Origin of the sequence: Phyllobacterium sp. LjRoot231, assembly GCF_964253365.1 — a bacterium.
GTDB lineage: Bacteria > Pseudomonadota > Alphaproteobacteria > Rhizobiales > Rhizobiaceae > Phyllobacterium.
The window spans coordinates 3,303,837-3,320,337 of sequence record NZ_CAXUQT020000001.1; the positions used below are offsets into that span (position 1 = coordinate 3,303,837).

General features: G+C 55.6%; 17 protein-coding genes and 1 tRNA gene. 8 read left to right on the forward strand and 10 right to left on the reverse strand.

The window, feature by feature from the left end:
- Position 1: 1 nt before the first annotated feature.
- The 3 genes from glmS to ACSQ3H_RS16290 form a co-directional block, all read right to left on the reverse strand.
- The gene (glmS, locus tag ACSQ3H_RS16280; protein WP_436118006.1) at positions 2–1,825 is read right to left on the reverse strand and encodes a glutamine--fructose-6-phosphate transaminase (isomerizing); all 1,824 of its coding nucleotides are present in this window, start codon (positions 1,823–1,825) and stop codon (positions 2–4) included.
- A 105-nt stretch (positions 1,826–1,930) separates the two neighbouring features.
- Complete coding sequence (glmU, locus tag ACSQ3H_RS16285) at positions 1,931–3,292, reverse strand: bifunctional UDP-N-acetylglucosamine diphosphorylase/glucosamine-1-phosphate N-acetyltransferase GlmU (protein ID WP_436119476.1); 1,362 nt, start codon at positions 3,290–3,292, stop codon at positions 1,931–1,933.
- A gap of 88 nt (positions 3,293–3,380) precedes the next feature.
- A complete protein-coding gene (locus ACSQ3H_RS16290; RefSeq protein ID WP_436118007.1) occupies positions 3,381–4,127 on the reverse strand; it encodes a cytochrome c biogenesis CcdA family protein in 747 nt (248 codons plus the stop codon).
- Between the two features lie 283 nt (positions 4,128–4,410).
- Between ACSQ3H_RS16290 and ACSQ3H_RS16295 the strand changes: the two genes are divergently transcribed.
- Positions 4,411–4,486, forward strand: a tRNA-Lys gene (locus ACSQ3H_RS16295).
- 462 nt (positions 4,487–4,948) lie between these two features.
- Here ACSQ3H_RS16295 and ACSQ3H_RS16300 read toward each other — a convergent pair.
- Positions 4,949–5,575, reverse strand: coding sequence for a hypothetical protein (locus tag ACSQ3H_RS16300; protein ID WP_436118008.1), 627 nt, complete (start codon positions 5,573–5,575; stop codon positions 4,949–4,951).
- A gap of 157 nt (positions 5,576–5,732) precedes the next feature.
- Here ACSQ3H_RS16300 and ACSQ3H_RS16305 point away from each other — a divergent pair, with 157 nt between their 5' ends.
- The 4 genes from ACSQ3H_RS16305 to ACSQ3H_RS16320 all read left to right on the forward strand — a co-directional run bounded on the left by ACSQ3H_RS16305 (position 5,733) and on the right by ACSQ3H_RS16320 (position 7,946).
- A complete protein-coding gene (locus ACSQ3H_RS16305) occupies positions 5,733–6,059 on the forward strand; it encodes a hypothetical protein (RefSeq protein ID WP_436118009.1) in 327 nt (108 codons plus the stop codon).
- Positions 6,060–6,497, forward strand: coding sequence for a hypothetical protein (locus tag ACSQ3H_RS16310; RefSeq protein WP_436118010.1), 438 nt, complete (start codon positions 6,060–6,062; stop codon positions 6,495–6,497).
- Entirely contained in the window at positions 6,494–6,736 is a 243-nt protein-coding gene (locus tag ACSQ3H_RS16315; RefSeq protein ID WP_436118011.1) for a hypothetical protein, read from the forward strand. Before ACSQ3H_RS16310 ends, ACSQ3H_RS16315 begins: the two co-directional genes overlap by 4 nt.
- Positions 6,737–6,989: 253 nt before the next feature.
- On the forward strand, positions 6,990–7,946 hold the full coding sequence (locus ACSQ3H_RS16320) for an AAA family ATPase (protein WP_436118012.1): 957 nt from the start codon (positions 6,990–6,992) through the stop codon (positions 7,944–7,946).
- A gap of 175 nt (positions 7,947–8,121) precedes the next feature.
- On the opposite strand, the gene ACSQ3H_RS16325 is transcribed toward ACSQ3H_RS16320, so the two are convergent.
- Entirely contained in the window at positions 8,122–8,358 is a 237-nt protein-coding gene (locus ACSQ3H_RS16325) for a hypothetical protein (RefSeq protein WP_436118013.1), read from the reverse strand.
- A gap of 127 nt (positions 8,359–8,485) precedes the next feature.
- Between ACSQ3H_RS16325 and ACSQ3H_RS16330 the strand changes: the two genes are divergently transcribed.
- Entirely contained in the window at positions 8,486–8,788 is a 303-nt protein-coding gene (locus tag ACSQ3H_RS16330) for a hypothetical protein (protein WP_436118014.1), read from the forward strand.
- A 1,487-nt stretch (positions 8,789–10,275) separates the two neighbouring features.
- On the opposite strand, the gene ACSQ3H_RS16335 is transcribed toward ACSQ3H_RS16330, so the two are convergent.
- The 4 genes from ACSQ3H_RS16335 to ACSQ3H_RS16350 all read right to left on the reverse strand — a co-directional run bounded on the left by ACSQ3H_RS16335 (position 10,276) and on the right by ACSQ3H_RS16350 (position 12,865).
- A complete protein-coding gene (locus tag ACSQ3H_RS16335; RefSeq protein WP_436118015.1) occupies positions 10,276–10,620 on the reverse strand; it encodes a hypothetical protein in 345 nt (114 codons plus the stop codon).
- Complete coding sequence (locus tag ACSQ3H_RS16340) at positions 10,577–11,704, reverse strand: tyrosine-type recombinase/integrase (RefSeq protein WP_436118016.1); 1,128 nt, start codon at positions 11,702–11,704, stop codon at positions 10,577–10,579. The genes ACSQ3H_RS16335 and ACSQ3H_RS16340 overlap by 44 nt, the downstream gene beginning before the upstream one ends.
- A 481-nt stretch (positions 11,705–12,185) precedes the next feature.
- Positions 12,186–12,395 carry a helix-turn-helix domain-containing protein gene (locus tag ACSQ3H_RS16345; protein WP_436118017.1) on the reverse strand — a complete coding sequence of 70 codons (210 nt, stop codon included), beginning with the start codon at positions 12,393–12,395 and terminating at the stop codon, positions 12,186–12,188.
- Between the two features lie 191 nt (positions 12,396–12,586).
- Positions 12,587–12,865 (reverse strand): hypothetical protein, encoded by a 279-nt coding sequence (locus ACSQ3H_RS16350; protein ID WP_436118018.1) that lies wholly within the window; start codon positions 12,863–12,865, stop codon positions 12,587–12,589.
- Positions 12,866–13,890: 1,025 nt separating this feature from the next.
- On the opposite strand from ACSQ3H_RS16350, the gene ACSQ3H_RS16355 reads away from it, so the two are divergent.
- Positions 13,891–14,100 carry a hypothetical protein gene (locus ACSQ3H_RS16355; protein ID WP_436118019.1) on the forward strand — a complete coding sequence of 70 codons (210 nt, stop codon included), beginning with the start codon at positions 13,891–13,893 and terminating at the stop codon, positions 14,098–14,100.
- Between the two features lie 137 nt (positions 14,101–14,237).
- A complete protein-coding gene (locus tag ACSQ3H_RS16360) occupies positions 14,238–14,579 on the forward strand; it encodes a hypothetical protein (RefSeq protein ID WP_436118020.1) in 342 nt (113 codons plus the stop codon).
- Between the two features lie 1,083 nt (positions 14,580–15,662).
- Here the strand turns inward: ACSQ3H_RS16360 and ACSQ3H_RS16365 are convergent.
- The gene (locus tag ACSQ3H_RS16365; protein WP_436118021.1) at positions 15,663–16,322 is read right to left on the reverse strand and encodes a sugar transferase; all 660 of its coding nucleotides are present in this window, start codon (positions 16,320–16,322) and stop codon (positions 15,663–15,665) included.
- Positions 16,323–16,501: the final 179 nt, after the last annotated feature.

Here is a 16,501-nt window from a genome sequence, read left to right on the forward strand (position 1 = left end):
CCTACTCCACAGTCACAGACTTTGCCAGATTGCGAGGCTGATCCACGTCCGTGCCCATGAAAACTGCTGTGTGATAAGCCAGCATCTGGATCGGCAACGTGTAGACAATCGGTGTGATGATCTCCGGCATCTCAGGCAGAAGGATCGTATGCCACGTTTTCAATGTGCTGGCTGCTGCGCCTTTCTCATCGGTGATGAGGATGATCTTGCCACCACGCGCCGCCGCTTCCTGCATATTCGATATGGTTTTCTCGAACCAGCGGTCATGCGGAGCAATGACAATTACCGGCATGGATTCATCGATCAGCGCAATGGGTCCGTGTTTCAACTCGCCGGCCGCATAGCCCTCCGCGTGGATATAGGAGATTTCCTTGAGTTTCAGCGCGCCTTCGAGTGCCAGCGGGTAACTCGTGCCACGCCCCAGATAAAGTGCGTGCTTGACCTGGCTCAGTTCGCGGCTGATCGCTTCGATCTGGCCTTCTAGCTTCAACGCTTGCGTTGCATAGCGTGGAATTTCGGAAAGTTCGCGCACAAGCTGGCGCTCCTCTTCCTCTTTGATCGTACCGCGCATTTTGCCGGCAGCCACAGCCAGCGATGCCAGAACGGACAATTGGCAGGTGAAGGCCTTGGTCGAGGCAACACCAACTTCCGGACCCGCCAAGGTCGGGAACACGGTGTTGGATTCGCGCGCCATCGTCGATTCCTTGACGTTGACGATCGTTCCGATGCTCAAGCCTTGCTGCTTGCAGTAACGCAGCGACGCAAGAGTATCCGCAGTCTCACCAGACTGCGAGACGAAGAGCGCAAGGCTATTCCTGGAAAGCGGCATCTCGCGGTAGCGGAATTCGGACGCCACATCGATATCGACTGGCAGCCGGGCAATGTGCTCAAACCAGTACTTTCCCACCAGCCCGGCATAATAGGCCGTGCCGCAGGCGGAAGCGGCGATACGGTCTACTTTCGAGAAATCTACCGGCGCGGCGCCGGCGCGTATCGTGCCCCGGGAGAAATCGAGATAATTTGCCAGTGTGTGCGAGATGACCTCCGGCTGCTCGTGGATTTCCTTTTCCATAAAATGCCGGTGGTTGCCCTTGCTGACCAGAAACGCCGTCCCCGCCGACTTTTGCACAGGGCGGTCTACGATCGCGCCGGTCTCGTCATAGATCACGACGCCGTTGCGGGTAAGCACGGCCCAATCTCCATCTTCAAGGTACGACAAATTATCGGTGAACGGCGCGAGAGCGATGGCGTCGGAGCCTAGGTACATTTCGCCTTCCCCATAGCCGACTGCGAGAGGCGGACCATTGCGGGCGGCGATCAGCAAATTGTCCTCACCCTTGAACATGATCGCGATGGCAAAGGCACCGCGCAATTGCGGCAGCGTCTGGCGAACTGCCTCGACCGGCGCAAGGCCGCGATCGAGCGCGCGCGTCACCAGATGCGCTACGGTTTCCGTATCAGTCTCCGTCTCGAAGACGTATCCATCCTTTTCAAGCATGGCGCGCAGCTCGGCAAAATTCTCGATGATGCCATTGTGGATGACCGCAAGCCGCGGCGTCGTATGCGGATGCGCGTTTCGCACTGTCGGTGCGCCGTGGGTTGCCCACCGCGTGTGGCCGAGCCCGATCGTGCCGCCGAGGGGATTCTCCTTGAGCAGCTTGTCAAGATTACCAAGCTTGCCCTCAGCCCGCCGCCGATCGAGCACGCCGTCTTCGAGGGTGGCAACGCCGGCAGAATCATAGCCGCGATATTCAAGCCGTTTCAGCGCATCCACAAGCAGAGGCGCAACCTGTTCCCGTCCGATAATGCCCACGATCCCGCACATAAACGACTCCAATACCCCGAATATTTTCCGCTCTTGGCTAACTTAAGTTCATCATGACAGAAAAACACTTTCTGTTTCAGAATCCCACACGAACAAAAGGCGTGCTTAGTCAGCCTTCTTGGCTAGTTTCTGCGCCGCATAGCGTGCGCGCAATTGCACCGCCCGCCCTTCTTTTACCTCCTGCCGCGCCCTGCCGAATGCAAGCGCGTCCGCCGGCACATTGGCCGTGATCACGCTGCCGGAGGCGATATAGGAGTTGTCGCCGATGGAAACCGGGGCAACCAGCGAACTGTTCGAGCCGATGAACACGTTGGCGCCAATTTCAGTCAGATGCTTGTTATAGCCATCATAATTGCAGGTGATCGCGCCAGCACCGATATTCGCCGCCGCACCCACTATCGCATCGCCGATATAGGTCAGGTGGTTGACCTTGGCGCCGACACCGACCTTGGCATTCTTTACCTCGACGAAATTGCCAACCTTGGATTTCGCCGCCAGATCCGCGCCGGGCCGCAGCCGGGCAAAAGGACCGACATTGGCGTTGGGGCCAATCTTTGCACCTTCAAAGTAGGAAAATGCGTGGATCACCGCGCCGCTCGCAATCGAAACGCCTGGCCCGAAGATGATATTCGGTTCAAGGATCACATCGGCTTCGACAAGCGTATCATGCGCGAAGAACACCGTTTCCGGTGCCTGCATAGTGACCCCGGCCAGCATCATGTCACGACGTTTGCGCGTCTGCCAAATCGCTTCAGCCTCGGCCAGCTCAACGCGTGTATTGATACCGATCACATTGTCGGGCGATATCTCGATGGCGACAACAGATTTGCCGTCCGCATTGGCGATCTCGACGACGTCGGTGAGATAATATTCTTCATTGGCATTGTCGTTGGTGATCTTGTCCAGCAGCGCAAGCGCACTATCGCCGCGCAGCGCCATCAACCCGCCATTGCAGAAGCCGATTTTCTTCTCCGCTTCGCTCGCGTCTTTCTCCTCGCGGATGGCGATCAAACGTCCATCCTGCTCGATCAGGCGGCCATAGCCGTTCGGCACCGCGGGCCTGAAACCCATGACCACGACATCCGCGCCATCGGCCAGCTTGCCGCGGGCCTGGTCTAGAGCAGCGGTTTCGATCAAAGGTGTGTCGCCGAACACCACGAGAACATCATCATAGCCGCGCGTAATGCTCTCGCGCGCCGCGAGCACCGCGTGGGCCGTTCCAAGCCGTTCTGTCTGTTCATGCACTGTGACGTTGGAAACGACCGAACGGACTGCTGCCTCGACCTGATCGCCTCCCTTGCCCACAACCAGCGCGATATCGCGGACGCCCGCGCCATGCACAGCCTTGGCCACATGGGCAACGATCGGCAGGCCTGCAATATTATGGAGTACTTTCGGCAGGGAGGATTTCATGCGCGTGCCCTCACCGGCAGCGAGAATAACCGTGAGGCAGGAACGTGATGTCATGTCGGACTTCCAGATCAGTTGGGCTAAAGGCAATATCGTGCCGGACCATGACACGACATTGGTTTCCAACATGGAAACTTCCGTCTGTTTAGCCGAGTTGGCCGAGGATGGGAAATGTTTCGAGAAGCCAGAATGAGAATGTCTGCAAGCCGCCGGTCAGAAACAGAATGCCGGTCAGTACCAGCAGACCGCCCATGACTTTTTCCACCTTGCCGAGATGCATGCGGAACCGCGCCAAAAACCGCATGAACATGCCGGAAAACAATGCGGCAATGATGAAGGGAATGCCGAGGCCGAGCGAATAGATGGCCAGCAGCAGTGCGCCATCGGCAACCGTATCGCGAGCTCCGGCAAGCGCCAGTATGGGTCCCAGCACCGGCCCGATGCATGGCGTCCAGCCGAATGCAAAGGCGAGACCCATGACATAGGCCGCGAACGGATTGGCGGGCGTTCCTTGAGCCTGGAACCTCGCCTCCCGCGACAGGAACGCCAGCCGGAAGACGCCGAGGAAATTCAGCCCCATCAGGATGATGACGATGCCTGCGGCGATGGCGATTTCCTGTTGCCACATGCGCAGGAAGCCGCCGATGGTCGATGCGCCAGCACCGAGCAGCACGAAAACGGTCGAAAAGCCGAGAACAAAACAGAAGGACGACAGAAGAAGCGCCTGCCGCACTGGCGAGATTCGCGCTGCGGTTTGATCCGAGCGGAAATCTTCGACGGTCACGCCGGCCATATAACAAAGATAGGGCGGGACGAGCGGCAGGACGCAAGGAGAAAGGAAAGACAGAGCGCCAGCGCCGGCAGCAGTCAGATAGGAAACATCAAGCGCCATCCGCGCTCCTTCACTGGCATTTTGATTTGTGGCGGTGGATTAAGCCGAATCTCTTTGAAATTCCAATCACCTTTTCGCCAGTTGGGACCAGAAAACCGGTATTCTCTCACGCTCGCCTTTATCGCGAGTGCGTAAATATCGGCGCTTTCGGCAAAAAATTACAAGAACGGCTGAAAACAAGGCTTTTTGTTGCGAAAACCCTGCACATTAGTTGTTGACCGATTGGCAAGTCGCACCTATGTTCCGCCGCACTTCCCGAGGCCACCTAGCTGGCTTCGTTTGGGAGCGCGTAGCTCAGCCGGTAGAGCAACTGACTTTTAATCAGTAGGTCCGGGGTTCGAACCCCCGCGCGCTCACCAAAAATCCAAAAGAAATCAACCGCTTATCGTTTTGGCCCTCCCCCAGCACGTCAAGCCCACCGCTCCAAGGGATACCCCAAGGGACACATTGTCGCAGGGGTATATTTTAGGTGCCCCTCAGGTGCCCCTTCCTCGTTTAAACGCCCTCCCGGAGCCGTGAACGGGCCCGTCTTGAAAAGCCGACATTCGCTATCATCTCTAGGTCACGGGCTCACAACGGGCCAATGGAGGTTTTAGATGGAACGTTTTACGGACGAGGATTTCGGCGCTGGGAGTTGGACCCGGCTTGCTGCGAACGACAATATATATTTCTGTGCCGCTATCGTGGCCCCTGAGTATCTCAACGCCAAGGGCCTGAGCCAATATCTGGGCATTTCCGAGATGACGCTGCACCGCTGGCGCAAGGGTTATAGGGACCCGCACGGCAAGTGGCACGAGCCCGTCGCAGGCTTCCCACAACCGTCAATCGGCATCGGCAATCCGGTCCAAAAGCTCGGTTCTCTGCTCGCCTCGTGCGAGCGCCGCCAGTTCGCCTTTTGTCAGTCCAGAGTTATTGACGAGATAATTCACTGCGGCGGCAACACTGGCTTTGTCTTGAGCTAGGGCGCTGTGGCGCAGGGCAAATTCTGGCCACAAATCACCCGCCGCTTTCATCAAAGCTTTTGCATCGCGGTCGGCTTGCTGAAAATTTAGACCATCTACGTGGACAGAGCCTCCCGGCCCTTCAACTGGATAGCCGTTCTCATCGTAAATCTGCCGAAATCCGCCATAGACCTCTTGGTGAGCGGCCTCGTGGAGGATTTTCTTTTCAGCCCTTGAAATGCCGTCTCGCGGATTGTCCGGGTCTTCGGGCGCATACACACCGAAGAACTCCTTTGCGAACTGTCTCTCTTTCGCATCTGGGCTCAGGTAATGAGTGGCGATATCTGCAGGGTCATAAATCACCTGTCCCGCGCTCACGCTCCCCGCTGGCAGGGCGTTAATGATTTGCTCGCGCGCCTGAAGCTCCTCCACCCGCCTATCGACTGGGTCTTGGCGTTTGGTATTTTCCATCGAGTTCCACGGGTCGTTAAAATCTTGCTTGGGCATGGAAGGGTCCCCTCTATTTCTGTAGTGATCGTTACAAAATATATACACCCCCAGCCCGTGCGGGTGCAACAGTTTGATAGCTGTAGTATTGTTTCATCAGTTATGTTATAACTTAACACTCGAACGAAACACGAACAAATGGAAAGGAAATACCCGCATGAAGACCGTTACCGTCAAGGAATTTGCGTCAACGATTGGGATTAGCGTTAGTCGCTTGTATGCACTCTGGAAGAAGCCCGGAAAGGGTCCCCCTCGCGTGATCGCGGCAATCGATGGTGCACCCCGAGTGCTCATTCCCCTGTCGGCTGGACTGGCGTGGAACGAGGAGCGCCTCCGGCACATCCACCCGAAGCTGATCGCCACGGGCGAGAAGCAAAAAGCCCTCGCACAAGCCGAACGTGAGCGCCGCGCCCGCCGAGACCAACGCCTGAGAGCGGCAAAGGCAAGCTCGCAAATCTTAACAATCCTAGAAGGAGTAAATTGAATGACCAATACAACCCAGAATGCCGAGACCGATTTTGCTTCCCCGGCCCTCACGCACACTCAGAATGCCGAGGCCATCCCGGAGCCCATTGTTGAGCCCGAAGTAGACCCTGTCGAATTGGTCAAAGCACTGGAAGCCCAAGGCTATGCCCCAGCTTTCGATTTTGCCTCTTTCGCCACTGCCATCGAAGGTCGCGAACTTGAGTTTCTCATGTACGACACTGAGGGCTATGCCGCACTCGAAACCGCGATGGGGCCGGAATGGGCTGCCGCCACGCGCCAGCGTATCGAAACGCAAAGACCGGCCTATGTTGAGCAAGAGATGGCGGAATATAGACGCCTGCTCAGGGCCCAGCTTAACCCTCAATACCCTCAGGGCGATGCTGCCCTTATTGAGCCACAGCCGGAGCGGGTGCTGGTTACGGGAGGTGAAAAGTGATCGTGCGGCGGAAGCCCAAGCCTGCCCCAAGGAGCGAGGCGGAGCGCTTTTTCCACTCCACGCCGATAGAAGTGACCCTCGATTATAACCGCGACCCTGAGGCCACTATGGGGCGGCAGGAGGCCGAAGAAATGGCCGAATGGCTCACTGACCTCTCGCGGCGCGGGCTGGTTGACGATGTTACCCCGCACCCGCTCACGGATCACATCCCGGTACGGACACCGAGCCGTAAACCCTAGAGCGAAGCAAGTGACGTGCCAGTTGAAAGTGGCGCGACGAATAGCCACATAAAAGAAAAGCCCCCGGTGATGAGCCGAGGGCAGGATTTTTGAACTTAGACAGGGAACTAATGGAAGCCGTGGCAGGCTTCAAAACACCAACAAGGGAGTTAACCTTATGAAATCAAATATAGTTATGCAGGCCCCGAATGTCAAGGGGCAAGCCGCAGAAGCCGCAGCGAACAGCAATGTCGCTCCCGTGGTGGGAGACAAAATGCCGCAGGCGAAGAGCCCTGCAAACAGCAACAAGCCCTACTCAGGGTTGATCGATCTCGACTGGAACGAATGGTCCACCAAAGTCGTGCCGCCCCGCGAACACATCATGGGGCCGATCATACAGCAAAAGAGCCTCAATGAGATTTATGGCCCACGCGGAACTGGTAAAACGTATCTGACGCTGGGTATCGCAGTCGGTGCCGCGACGGGGACCGATTTCCTGCGGTGGACGACCAAACGCCCTTTTAGGGTGCTATATGTTGACGGCGAGATGGACTTCGTGGATTTGCAGGCCCGTACCAATAAATTGATTGCGGGATTGCCGACACCTCAACCGGGATTTCTACGCCTCATCGCTGCCGACTTGCAGGAGCGCGGCATTCCCGATTTGGGAGCGGAAGACCCTGCCGGACGCGCGATGATAAATGAGCATCTACGCTTTGGTACGTCAGAACAGGTGGAACTTATGTTCCTTGATAATCTTTCGGCCCTTACCGGCACACCTGAGAACAGCGACGAAGGCTGGCACAAAATACAGGGCTGGTTGCTCTATCTGAAGCGCAAGGGCGTGGCCGTGATATTTGTTCACCACGCTGGCAAAACTGGTATTCAACGTGGCACGTCGAAGAAAGAAGACTTGCTGGATACGGTTATCGCATTGAAGAAGCCAAAGAACTGGAAAGCGGGGGACCCTGCCAGTCCTGAAATCCACTTCGAAAAGAACCGTGGCTTCTATGGTGCAGACGCTTTGCCGTTTCAGGGGTTCCTCGGAGAAGACGGCAAGTGGGGCATGAAGTCTTTGAGCAAGGAAAGCCAAGCGAGAGAGGCAATCTCGCTACGCGTGAAAGGAATGTCGATCCGAAAGATCGCGACGTATCTCAACATTCCGAAAACCAACGTGGAGAACTTGCTCAAAATCCAAGGCCTCAACGTGCCAGAAGATGCGGAAGACTAGGTTGGGACACTTCAGGGCATTTTTTGGGACACTACGTTGGGACACCCTGTCCCATAGAAAAAAGCCTATCCCGAGCATGTCACACCACTGCGTCCCAAAACCCTTTTTATAAGGGTTGGGACAGTGGGACAGCGGAAGGGGGACGGGACGTTAAAACCAGACCGGCGTCAGGACTTTAATCGCCGTCCTCATCTGCAATCTGGTTCGCAATCTCCGTAGCCACGTCGAAGTTTTGCTCAATGGTTGCCACTCCATGAAGCATAAGAGTGATCTTGGTTTCTCTATGGCGTCCGAACAAGTTCGTTGTCCAGTAACCTTCTCGCGCAAGCATTGGCCCTATACGCTCATGCTCCAGATCATCGCTGACCTCAATGGTAGCGCCGTTCATTAGCTTAACAGTGTGACGCGGCATGTGTCTTCCTCCCTAAATTCCCCCCGGCGTGATTGTTATCCGCTGGCCGGTCGGAAAACAAGCAAGGGTTCTGCCTGCCCCTGTAAGCTGTTCTCTGCTATGTTCCGGGGAAATGGGAGGAGCAAGCATGAACACCTTGGTGGAGGCTTTCAAACTCGATGACGGGGCGGAAACGCTGGTATTGGTCCAAGAAATCGCGAACGACGACACCGCTTTGACCCTTGATGTCTATACGCGGGACAAGCGCAACGCTCGGTTGGCTTTGGTAGCACTGAAAGCCGCAATCGGTGATTTGCTGATGGAATGGGACACTCACAAATATCGTAGGCTAGCCGCCCTATTACCGAGCGGCACCGAGCAGCCATCGCCGAAATGCAAACACTACCGAGTGAAGAAATGGCCCCTGCACATTGCTCGGTCTGGTAAGTAGGGCTTCTAGGGGGTGTACGTCTCTTCCGGGTGGTTCTCTGCCGTGGATGGTTCATGCCCCACGCCCTGCGAGGCTACAAACCACACGAACATGCCAAGGCACAACGCAAGCCCTACCCATGATGCAGCTTGAATGATTTTGCTGAGCATGTTCCGTCACAGAAAAAGTTGGGAAAATGGAGAGAGGCGTTTGCGTCTCCACCTCTCTTCTCAATTAGGCTGACCGCTTTATCGGGGGATATGGATTATTGCGTCAAGGTTGGCGTCGCCTTGCGGTCAGTACAAGCATTATACGCCTGCTCCGGGGTGCGGGGGGTGTGGCAAAATAGACATTGACCGCGAGGCGTAAGGGCTCTCCAAAAGAAGGGGCCGGAGCGCGAAGCGGGGCATCGGGGGGACATGGAAGTTGCTTCGGCTGCTCCGGCCTTAGTTCCCCGGCCTCCATCGGAGAGGTGATGAGACAGGCCGGGAAAGGCCATAATACAGCGGTTCTGGGTGACCGTATGTGCGACAATGTGGCTCCCTATCTCAAGTAGCAACTCAGCATCACATTGCACCTTCCGATTGCAGGGCGATTGGGCTTCCGCCCGTAGTTAGGGCAATTGCTCAATCTTCCCAAAGGCTTAGGCCGCATTTAGTCGGGGCTGAAACTTTGTAATATTATTGCGCCACGAGGGGCTCAAAACCCCGCACCCTCTAGAACCTATTGATTTCATTGAGGAAACGGGTTAACCACCCTGCACCACGCGCTTCACGGGGCGGATTTTGGGTTTCGCGGTATTTTTATTTTTTTGAAAACAACCACTTAGAGTAAAACGCTCACGCTTTGGATTTATCTTCGGATAACGATACGCTGGGACCCACACCGTCACCCCGCCGTACGCGCACCCCTTGGGGGAACCGCCCCCTCCGGCATACCGTATGACGATCATACAGCCGGGGGCCCGCCCTGCACCTTGTGCCCCTTCAAGTATCCCCTCACGCGAAAGGCCTATGAGGTGCGGCTGGAAAGTATAATAAAACCATATACTTACCCTCGCGACCAACTGGTTCAATGTCAGGTGCGCCCCTTCAAGATGGCCATTCTGCCGGGGCTCCTGCGGTGTCCATGTGACCATCTGGCTGGTAACCTTTGATCCGCCAATGAGGCCCGATGTGAGGGGGGCCCCCGGACGAGGTCCCGGCGTGTGCTTTTGGGATTTCAACGAGGTCGGACGTTTAATCTCTACCACTTTAGTAGTGATTAGCGGCTTCGGCAGACCATGCTGCAAGAGCGATTATGAAGCTTAAGCAAAGACTTAAGTGTGGTTTAAGCTCCGGGCCCCGCGCCCTTGCGTGTCACCCCACTGGGGGCAAAAAGAAAGGCCCACGAGGGGCCTCACAGAGGTGCAGGGGGATCACGTTTAAACGAAGTGCCAGAGCACGAGCCCCAGCACGAGGAAGGCCACCGCGACCTTGCTCTCATCCGGCAGGATATGCCACCAGCGCCTAAGCATGTTGTGCGCGCAAGGGGACCACGTTCGAAGCGGGTGGCTCCGGCGTCACGTGCGCGGGCTCCTCCGGCACTTCCAGCATCTTCCCGTCCAGTATCCGCCCTACCCCGTCCGCCCACGCTTGCCACGCTCTGCGGGCCTCCTTGCGCCACGTGGCGGTCTGGTATGTCCGTTCGAGCTTGGTCTGCTTGCCGCGATGATTAAGAATGCGTTCCACCATCTCGCGCTGATAGCCAAGCAACTGCATCCCGGTCGCGCACGTCCTGCGGAGATCGTGCCAAACCCAGCGTTTAATCTCAACCGGCTCGCCTCGTTCCTTCTCGCCGATAATGCGCATCAAGGCGTCTATCCGCTTCTTGAGCTTGTCGCCCGGAATGATCGGTGTGTCGCCGGTCGTGGTGAAGACATACCCTTTGCGCTCCTTGGCGGTCGCCACGCCCCTCAAGCACCTCCATAGCCTCCACACTCAGGGCCACGCGGTGCGGCTTGCCATTCTTCGCGGCAGTATCCGGGATGAGCCAGAACGGCTTCTCCGGGTCGCTCTGGTCGATCTGCTCCCATGTCATGGCCGCGACCTCCTTGGCTTGCCGCATACCAGTGAGGATGAGGATTTTGATCCACGGTCCGAACACGGGCTCGGTATCGGACGCCAGCCACAACCAGCGCAACTCATCACCAAAGGTGCCGCGCTCGGTTTCATTTAGCAGTGTGCGCTCGCGCTCGGTCTCGCCACCCTTAAATGGCACATCCATGTTGAGAAGCGGCGACGGTATCAGGATATCGTTCCTGTGCATCCAGTTGAACATGCCGCGAAGCTCGGCAAAGGTGCGGTTCGCGAGATATCCTGTTCCAGCCGCGACTTGCTTTTTGCCAAAGCTCCGAACGTCCTCGCGCCATTCCAGTGCAGGACGGTCAATCGAGCACTTGCCCCACTTGGCAACGGGCGAGCCCGGACGGATTTCCCAGTCGCTGTCATCACCAAAGAGCCCAAGCAGACGGGCCTTCTCCACATAGCTCCGCCGCGCCTTGGCGTGTTCTTTGAGATATCTTTCCACCATTGGCTGAAAGAGCCGTTGCTCTTTGGCCGCTTCCACCTGTTCTAATCGTCGCTTCTCTCGCTCAGCTTCTGCCGTGAGCCGTGCCCGCTCCTTGCGCTCCGCTATCGGGTCCTTTGGCTGTTCGCCGGTTCGGAGGTCCTTCGCGTTTCCTGCATCGGCACGGGCCTTTTTAATACTGTCCTTGGGATAGGTGCCGAGGACCATCTTGCGTAAGCCCTCGCTGGTCCGATAGCGATAGACCCACGACTTGACGCCGGAGGGATAAATAAACAGATAGAGGCCCTTGGTTGCCGCGTCGGCAATCTCCTGCCGTGTGCCGGTCGGCTTCTGTGCCTCTATCCACTTGTCTGTGAAAGTGATTGCCATGCCCGTGTTCTCCTCTGAGGGTATCTCTAAGGGATACTTTTTAGGTGATAACAGGTGAGATACCTTGTCCCGGCAATGTGGGCCTCTAGGGCGAAAAACTCAAGTAGCACAAGGGTTTTGGAGGGGTCAGTGATAGGAGATGGTGGCTAATGTTAGCCCTCCTGAGGTGACTTTTAATCAGTAGGTCCGGGGTTCGAACCCCCGCGCGCTCACCAAAAAAAACCGACGAAATCAGATAATTACCGACTAGTATTGCTGATCGTGCAGAGTGTCGTTTTTGGTGTCCGCTATATGTCCGCAAATGTGGACTGATATGCAAGCCTGATTCCTAGACTGCGTTTTTATAAGGTCGGACTGAAGGTCGCGCTTCGTTGATGCGTTCCAAAGGGATCAATACCAATCCGCGTCATTCCCATGCTATTCTGAAAGAATGCGTTTCGGGCCGCCGGCACGTGGCGCCTGGCGGACAATTAGTGCTCCATCACTTGCCCTCGGGCCAATTGCTTGGTCGATATCCTTCGTCATAGGCAATCAATAGCTTTGCCAGCAGCGGCGGAACTTTTAGCGGATTTGTGTAACGTTCGTATTTCGAAACATGCAACCCACCCAGACGATACCCGACAACCTCAGCCAACTCAGCCTGCGTAAGCCCTAATCTGTGCCTGATTGCTCGCAGTTCAAAGTTGGTCATGGTTCGATATCTTCATGCACGCCGATCATTCTCTTATCATAAAAAGCCGCCAACCGGAGAACCGGCGACGGGCAATTGTTTTGACGGTAGTTTAGTCCCCTTATTCAAGAAGGTTGGCGGACTGATCGCAATCGTTATTCGGTTTCCTTTTGGTGTCGGCGGAAAAGGAAGCCGGCATGCTGAGAGAAAAACTAAAGGGTGTGCATGGGCCATTCCCCGGCGTAGTGCACGGGACGCCGTTTCGTGCCGTCAACGGTTGCAGGGGGCGATTTGACGTACTTGGCCGTATTCCATTCATCAAGCAAGCCATCGATCGCCCCTCTCAGACCTCTCAACGCCTTTCGCGCGTTACGCGGGTTCCATGTGTAGATATCGATCCTCAATGTCGTGTCGTGCTTCCCAATCTCATGAACGTATATCGTTGTTTCCAGGCCCACATCGTTGTCGAAAACTGCCGCTGGCTTTGCCATTGGGTCCTCCTGTTCCTATGTGGCAAATATAGCGGGACTTGGAACAAGCAGCTACGAGGACAACCCCTTGGTTGTTGTAGGGAAAACCCTGCACGTTGCCACAAGTGGAGCGGCCGTCAAATCTTTAGCGCTGAGTGCCAAAGTTGCCCAAAGAGCGAAGACCAAGAAAAAGAAATCGAGGCGGGCTGGGCGGAAGGCCCCAGATGCAATGAGGCCAAAGAAGGCGAGAAATGCTAGTGGCGACAAGCCTCCTCCTGGACTGTCTGTGTCATGGTATCCTGGCGTAACGCGGTGGAATACAGGAGCAGTCGGATGACGGATGACTTAATCAGAACGCTGACCCCGCTCCTTGGAAGTTGGAGCTTTGAAGCTTTGGTCGAAGGCAAACTCATGGCCAGCGGGGCGACACAGTTCGCATGGCTGAGTAGTTGCCGGTTCATGATGCAACGAGTCGATGCCGAGATTGCAAAGGATGTCCCACGCGAATGACTCGAAAATTCTCCCTTCCCGATCAGTTCCATCATTGGTGCGGACGATTCCACTGGACATTTTATCATGCTGTACACTGACGCCCGACATGTTCATCGCGTCGTGAATATGACAATTGGTCAACGCATCTGGAAACTTTGGAGGGATGCCCCAGGTTTCTTCCAGAGATACGCGGGAACATTTAGCTCCAACGGCAAGAGGATAACGGGAGCTTGGGAGCGATCAAGTGATGGCACGAACTGGGCCCGCGACTTTGATCTCGTCTACACCAAGCTTCGCTAACTACCTTCGTCCAACTCGTAGCCGATCCAGGCTCGATGATGCCACAGAAGAATGGGGCGTAGGCCGCAGCGTGGCGAACTGTCGAAAGATGAGGCCGAGGGCAGTTCCACCTGCAGCTCAAATCCAACCAAAGCTCGTCCAGCTTCCCACTCATTCATAATCCCATTCCAAGTGATTAGGCTCCGATGAATTGTCGGCCGCAGTACTCAATTGTAAATTAGGCGATCGGGTAAAAAAAGAATGTGGTGGGGGCCATGAAACGAACTCGAGATTACTACGATTTTGAAGATAAACGCATTCGCTCATTCTTGGTGAAAGTTTGCGATTACGGTGTCGCTGTCATGTTGCTGACCGGCATCGTCTACTCGACCTATCTGGATATGGAAGCCCGATTCAAGCCGAGCGACATCAAGGTTTCGACGGCTCCACGCCCAGCAGCCGCCATCAAATCGGTGATCGAGTAGCTGGCGGCATTTGGATTGTCGCAAAGAGAGGCGGACATTGGATTGAACGTCTCCAAGCGCAAGCTAGCAACATTCACCAGCGACCGGACACCGCAACGCACCTGGAACAGCGTCTGGCCGTTTTCGTGGAGGCGCGAGTGACCATTAGAAATTGTACAATTGGAGAGATAACCCACATCGTCGACGATGACCTGTTCGTTGGGGAAGTGATTTTTCAGTTTTCGGGTGATGGACACGTGTCCCCCACGGGGCAGACGTCGAGCCATGAGATGCTGATCGTGATACGGATCAAGGGGGATAAGACTTGGCCTTTCGATCGCGTCCAATCGGAATTTTTGAAGGAGGCGCAAACGCTCATTTTGCAGGCTGGAGGGCACTTGGACGGTGCGACTATTGAATCGCTGAATGACTACAATATTGCCTCCGCCAAGGGACTCCATGACAGCATGGTTTCCAGTCTTCTATCCACAATGCCGTAAGATGCACTTATTCCAGTCGCGCGGTTGATCGAGTTAATACGCGACGATCGGAGAGCATAGCTGAAGCATTTCATCGAATGCAAAACTTGCCGACTTTCTGGAATGCATGAGGCGGATGCACTAGGCTCTGGCGTTATATGGAGCAGCAGACCTTCTCCGAGACAGCAAGTGCCTTGACTGGGTTGAGAGATTTGGCGTTGGGCCTTTTGATTTTTAGAGATAGGCCTTTGGTCCGATTTATCACCGCTTATCTGAGAGTATTTTGGTAGAGTCGGCACCCCGCGTCGGCAAGGGCCTGGCATTACTGGCTTCTTTTTCACAACAGGCTCAACAGGCCCGGTCTACTGGTATTTTGCGTTCCGGTTGATCGGGCTCTGCTTTACGTTAAGGCGCAGGCATCGGATTCGACGCAGCAGGTCAGCTGAGATCCCGGGGCTCGTCCACCAGTCGTCGTAACTTCAGCGAAAGTTGATTGTCCAAGTCGACGAACGTCCCCAGAAAACTGCCGCAGCGGCTGCAAACAATAGCACTGGAATCTGACAAGTTGCGCCGCACCGCGACCATGATCGCTTTGCAGTTTTGGCATTCAAACTCCGGATAAGCAAAATTTGCCATGGAGCCAATTTTATTACAGTTCTACAGGATGGGGGATTCAGGAATTTGAGGTAGGACTAAACCGCTGACTTAGGCTTCCGGCCAAGCCCCCATTTAGATGCGACCTCCGAACGGAGGGTTTGGCGCAACCATTGGATACACCGGCCCCAGCAGAATGGCGATCAAACTGCCATGGCGAGGACACGGGATTGCATAGACCGACCCGCCCGGCCTCTTCTTCTACCGACCAACCCAGTTCCAACGGCCGAAGCCGTCCCTGGCTAAACTTCTTTATGTGCTGTCACGCGATAACGAGGACGATTTCCAGTGAGTCTGGATCGACGATGACAATCCTGCCATCCGTCAGCAAGAAATAGCGATAGCTTGACTGGCAGAGAGGTCAACTAGCCAGGATGTCGAAGAAGCCTGGCCGTCCGTCTCAAATCCCCGCGTCCGCTGCACCAATGGGGAGCAACCTACTCAGCCGCTTCAATACGATCCGCGAGACGCGCATACCGCAGGAATGGTCTTGAGAATGATCATGATATCCTTCTGGAAGGACCAGTTTTCAACGTAATGCTTATCGAAAGCAACGCGTTCGTCATAGTCGACGTCATTACGTCCGCTGATCTGCCACATGCCAGTCAAGCCGGGGCGCGATTTGAAATAGTAGGTTGCGGCGGAACCGTAGAGTTCGATTTCGTCCTTCATCACAGGACGCGGCCCAACGAGGCTCATCTCACCGCGAAGAATGTTCACCAGCTGAGGCAGTTCATCGAGGCTCAATTTCCGCAACACAATGCCGACATTGGTGACGCGTGGATCGACCTGCAGCTTTCGCGCCGCCACCCATTCCGCACGTGCCTCCGGATTTGCAACGAAATGTGCTTCAAGGACGGGGTCACCGTTTGTAACCATGGTACGAAATTTGAGGCAGTAGAATGGATTTCCGCCTCGCCCGATGCGGCGATGGCGATAGAGGACCGGTCCACCGTCTGACAATTTCACCAATGAGGCTAGCATTATAAACAGCGGACTGAGAACGATAAGGGCCATAGCCGAGCCGAGCACGTCGAACGATCGTTTTAAGATCCCTCCAACCGGAAGTTTTGCCAATTCTTCGGACTGTCGAATGAGTTTCGTATTCACGAGAAGTTCCTTTTCGAGTCTATGATCCACGAAACTCGGCTTGCTTGCAGGCTTCGTGTTAGAGAGGGCAAGTCAAGGCCTCTGGCCCTATACGCGGAACGGAATTTGACTTTGGAGATGTCCTCACAGGTTTAGGGGCTTTGCTGCCCCCAATGCCCCTTGGGATCAGTCGCGCCGCC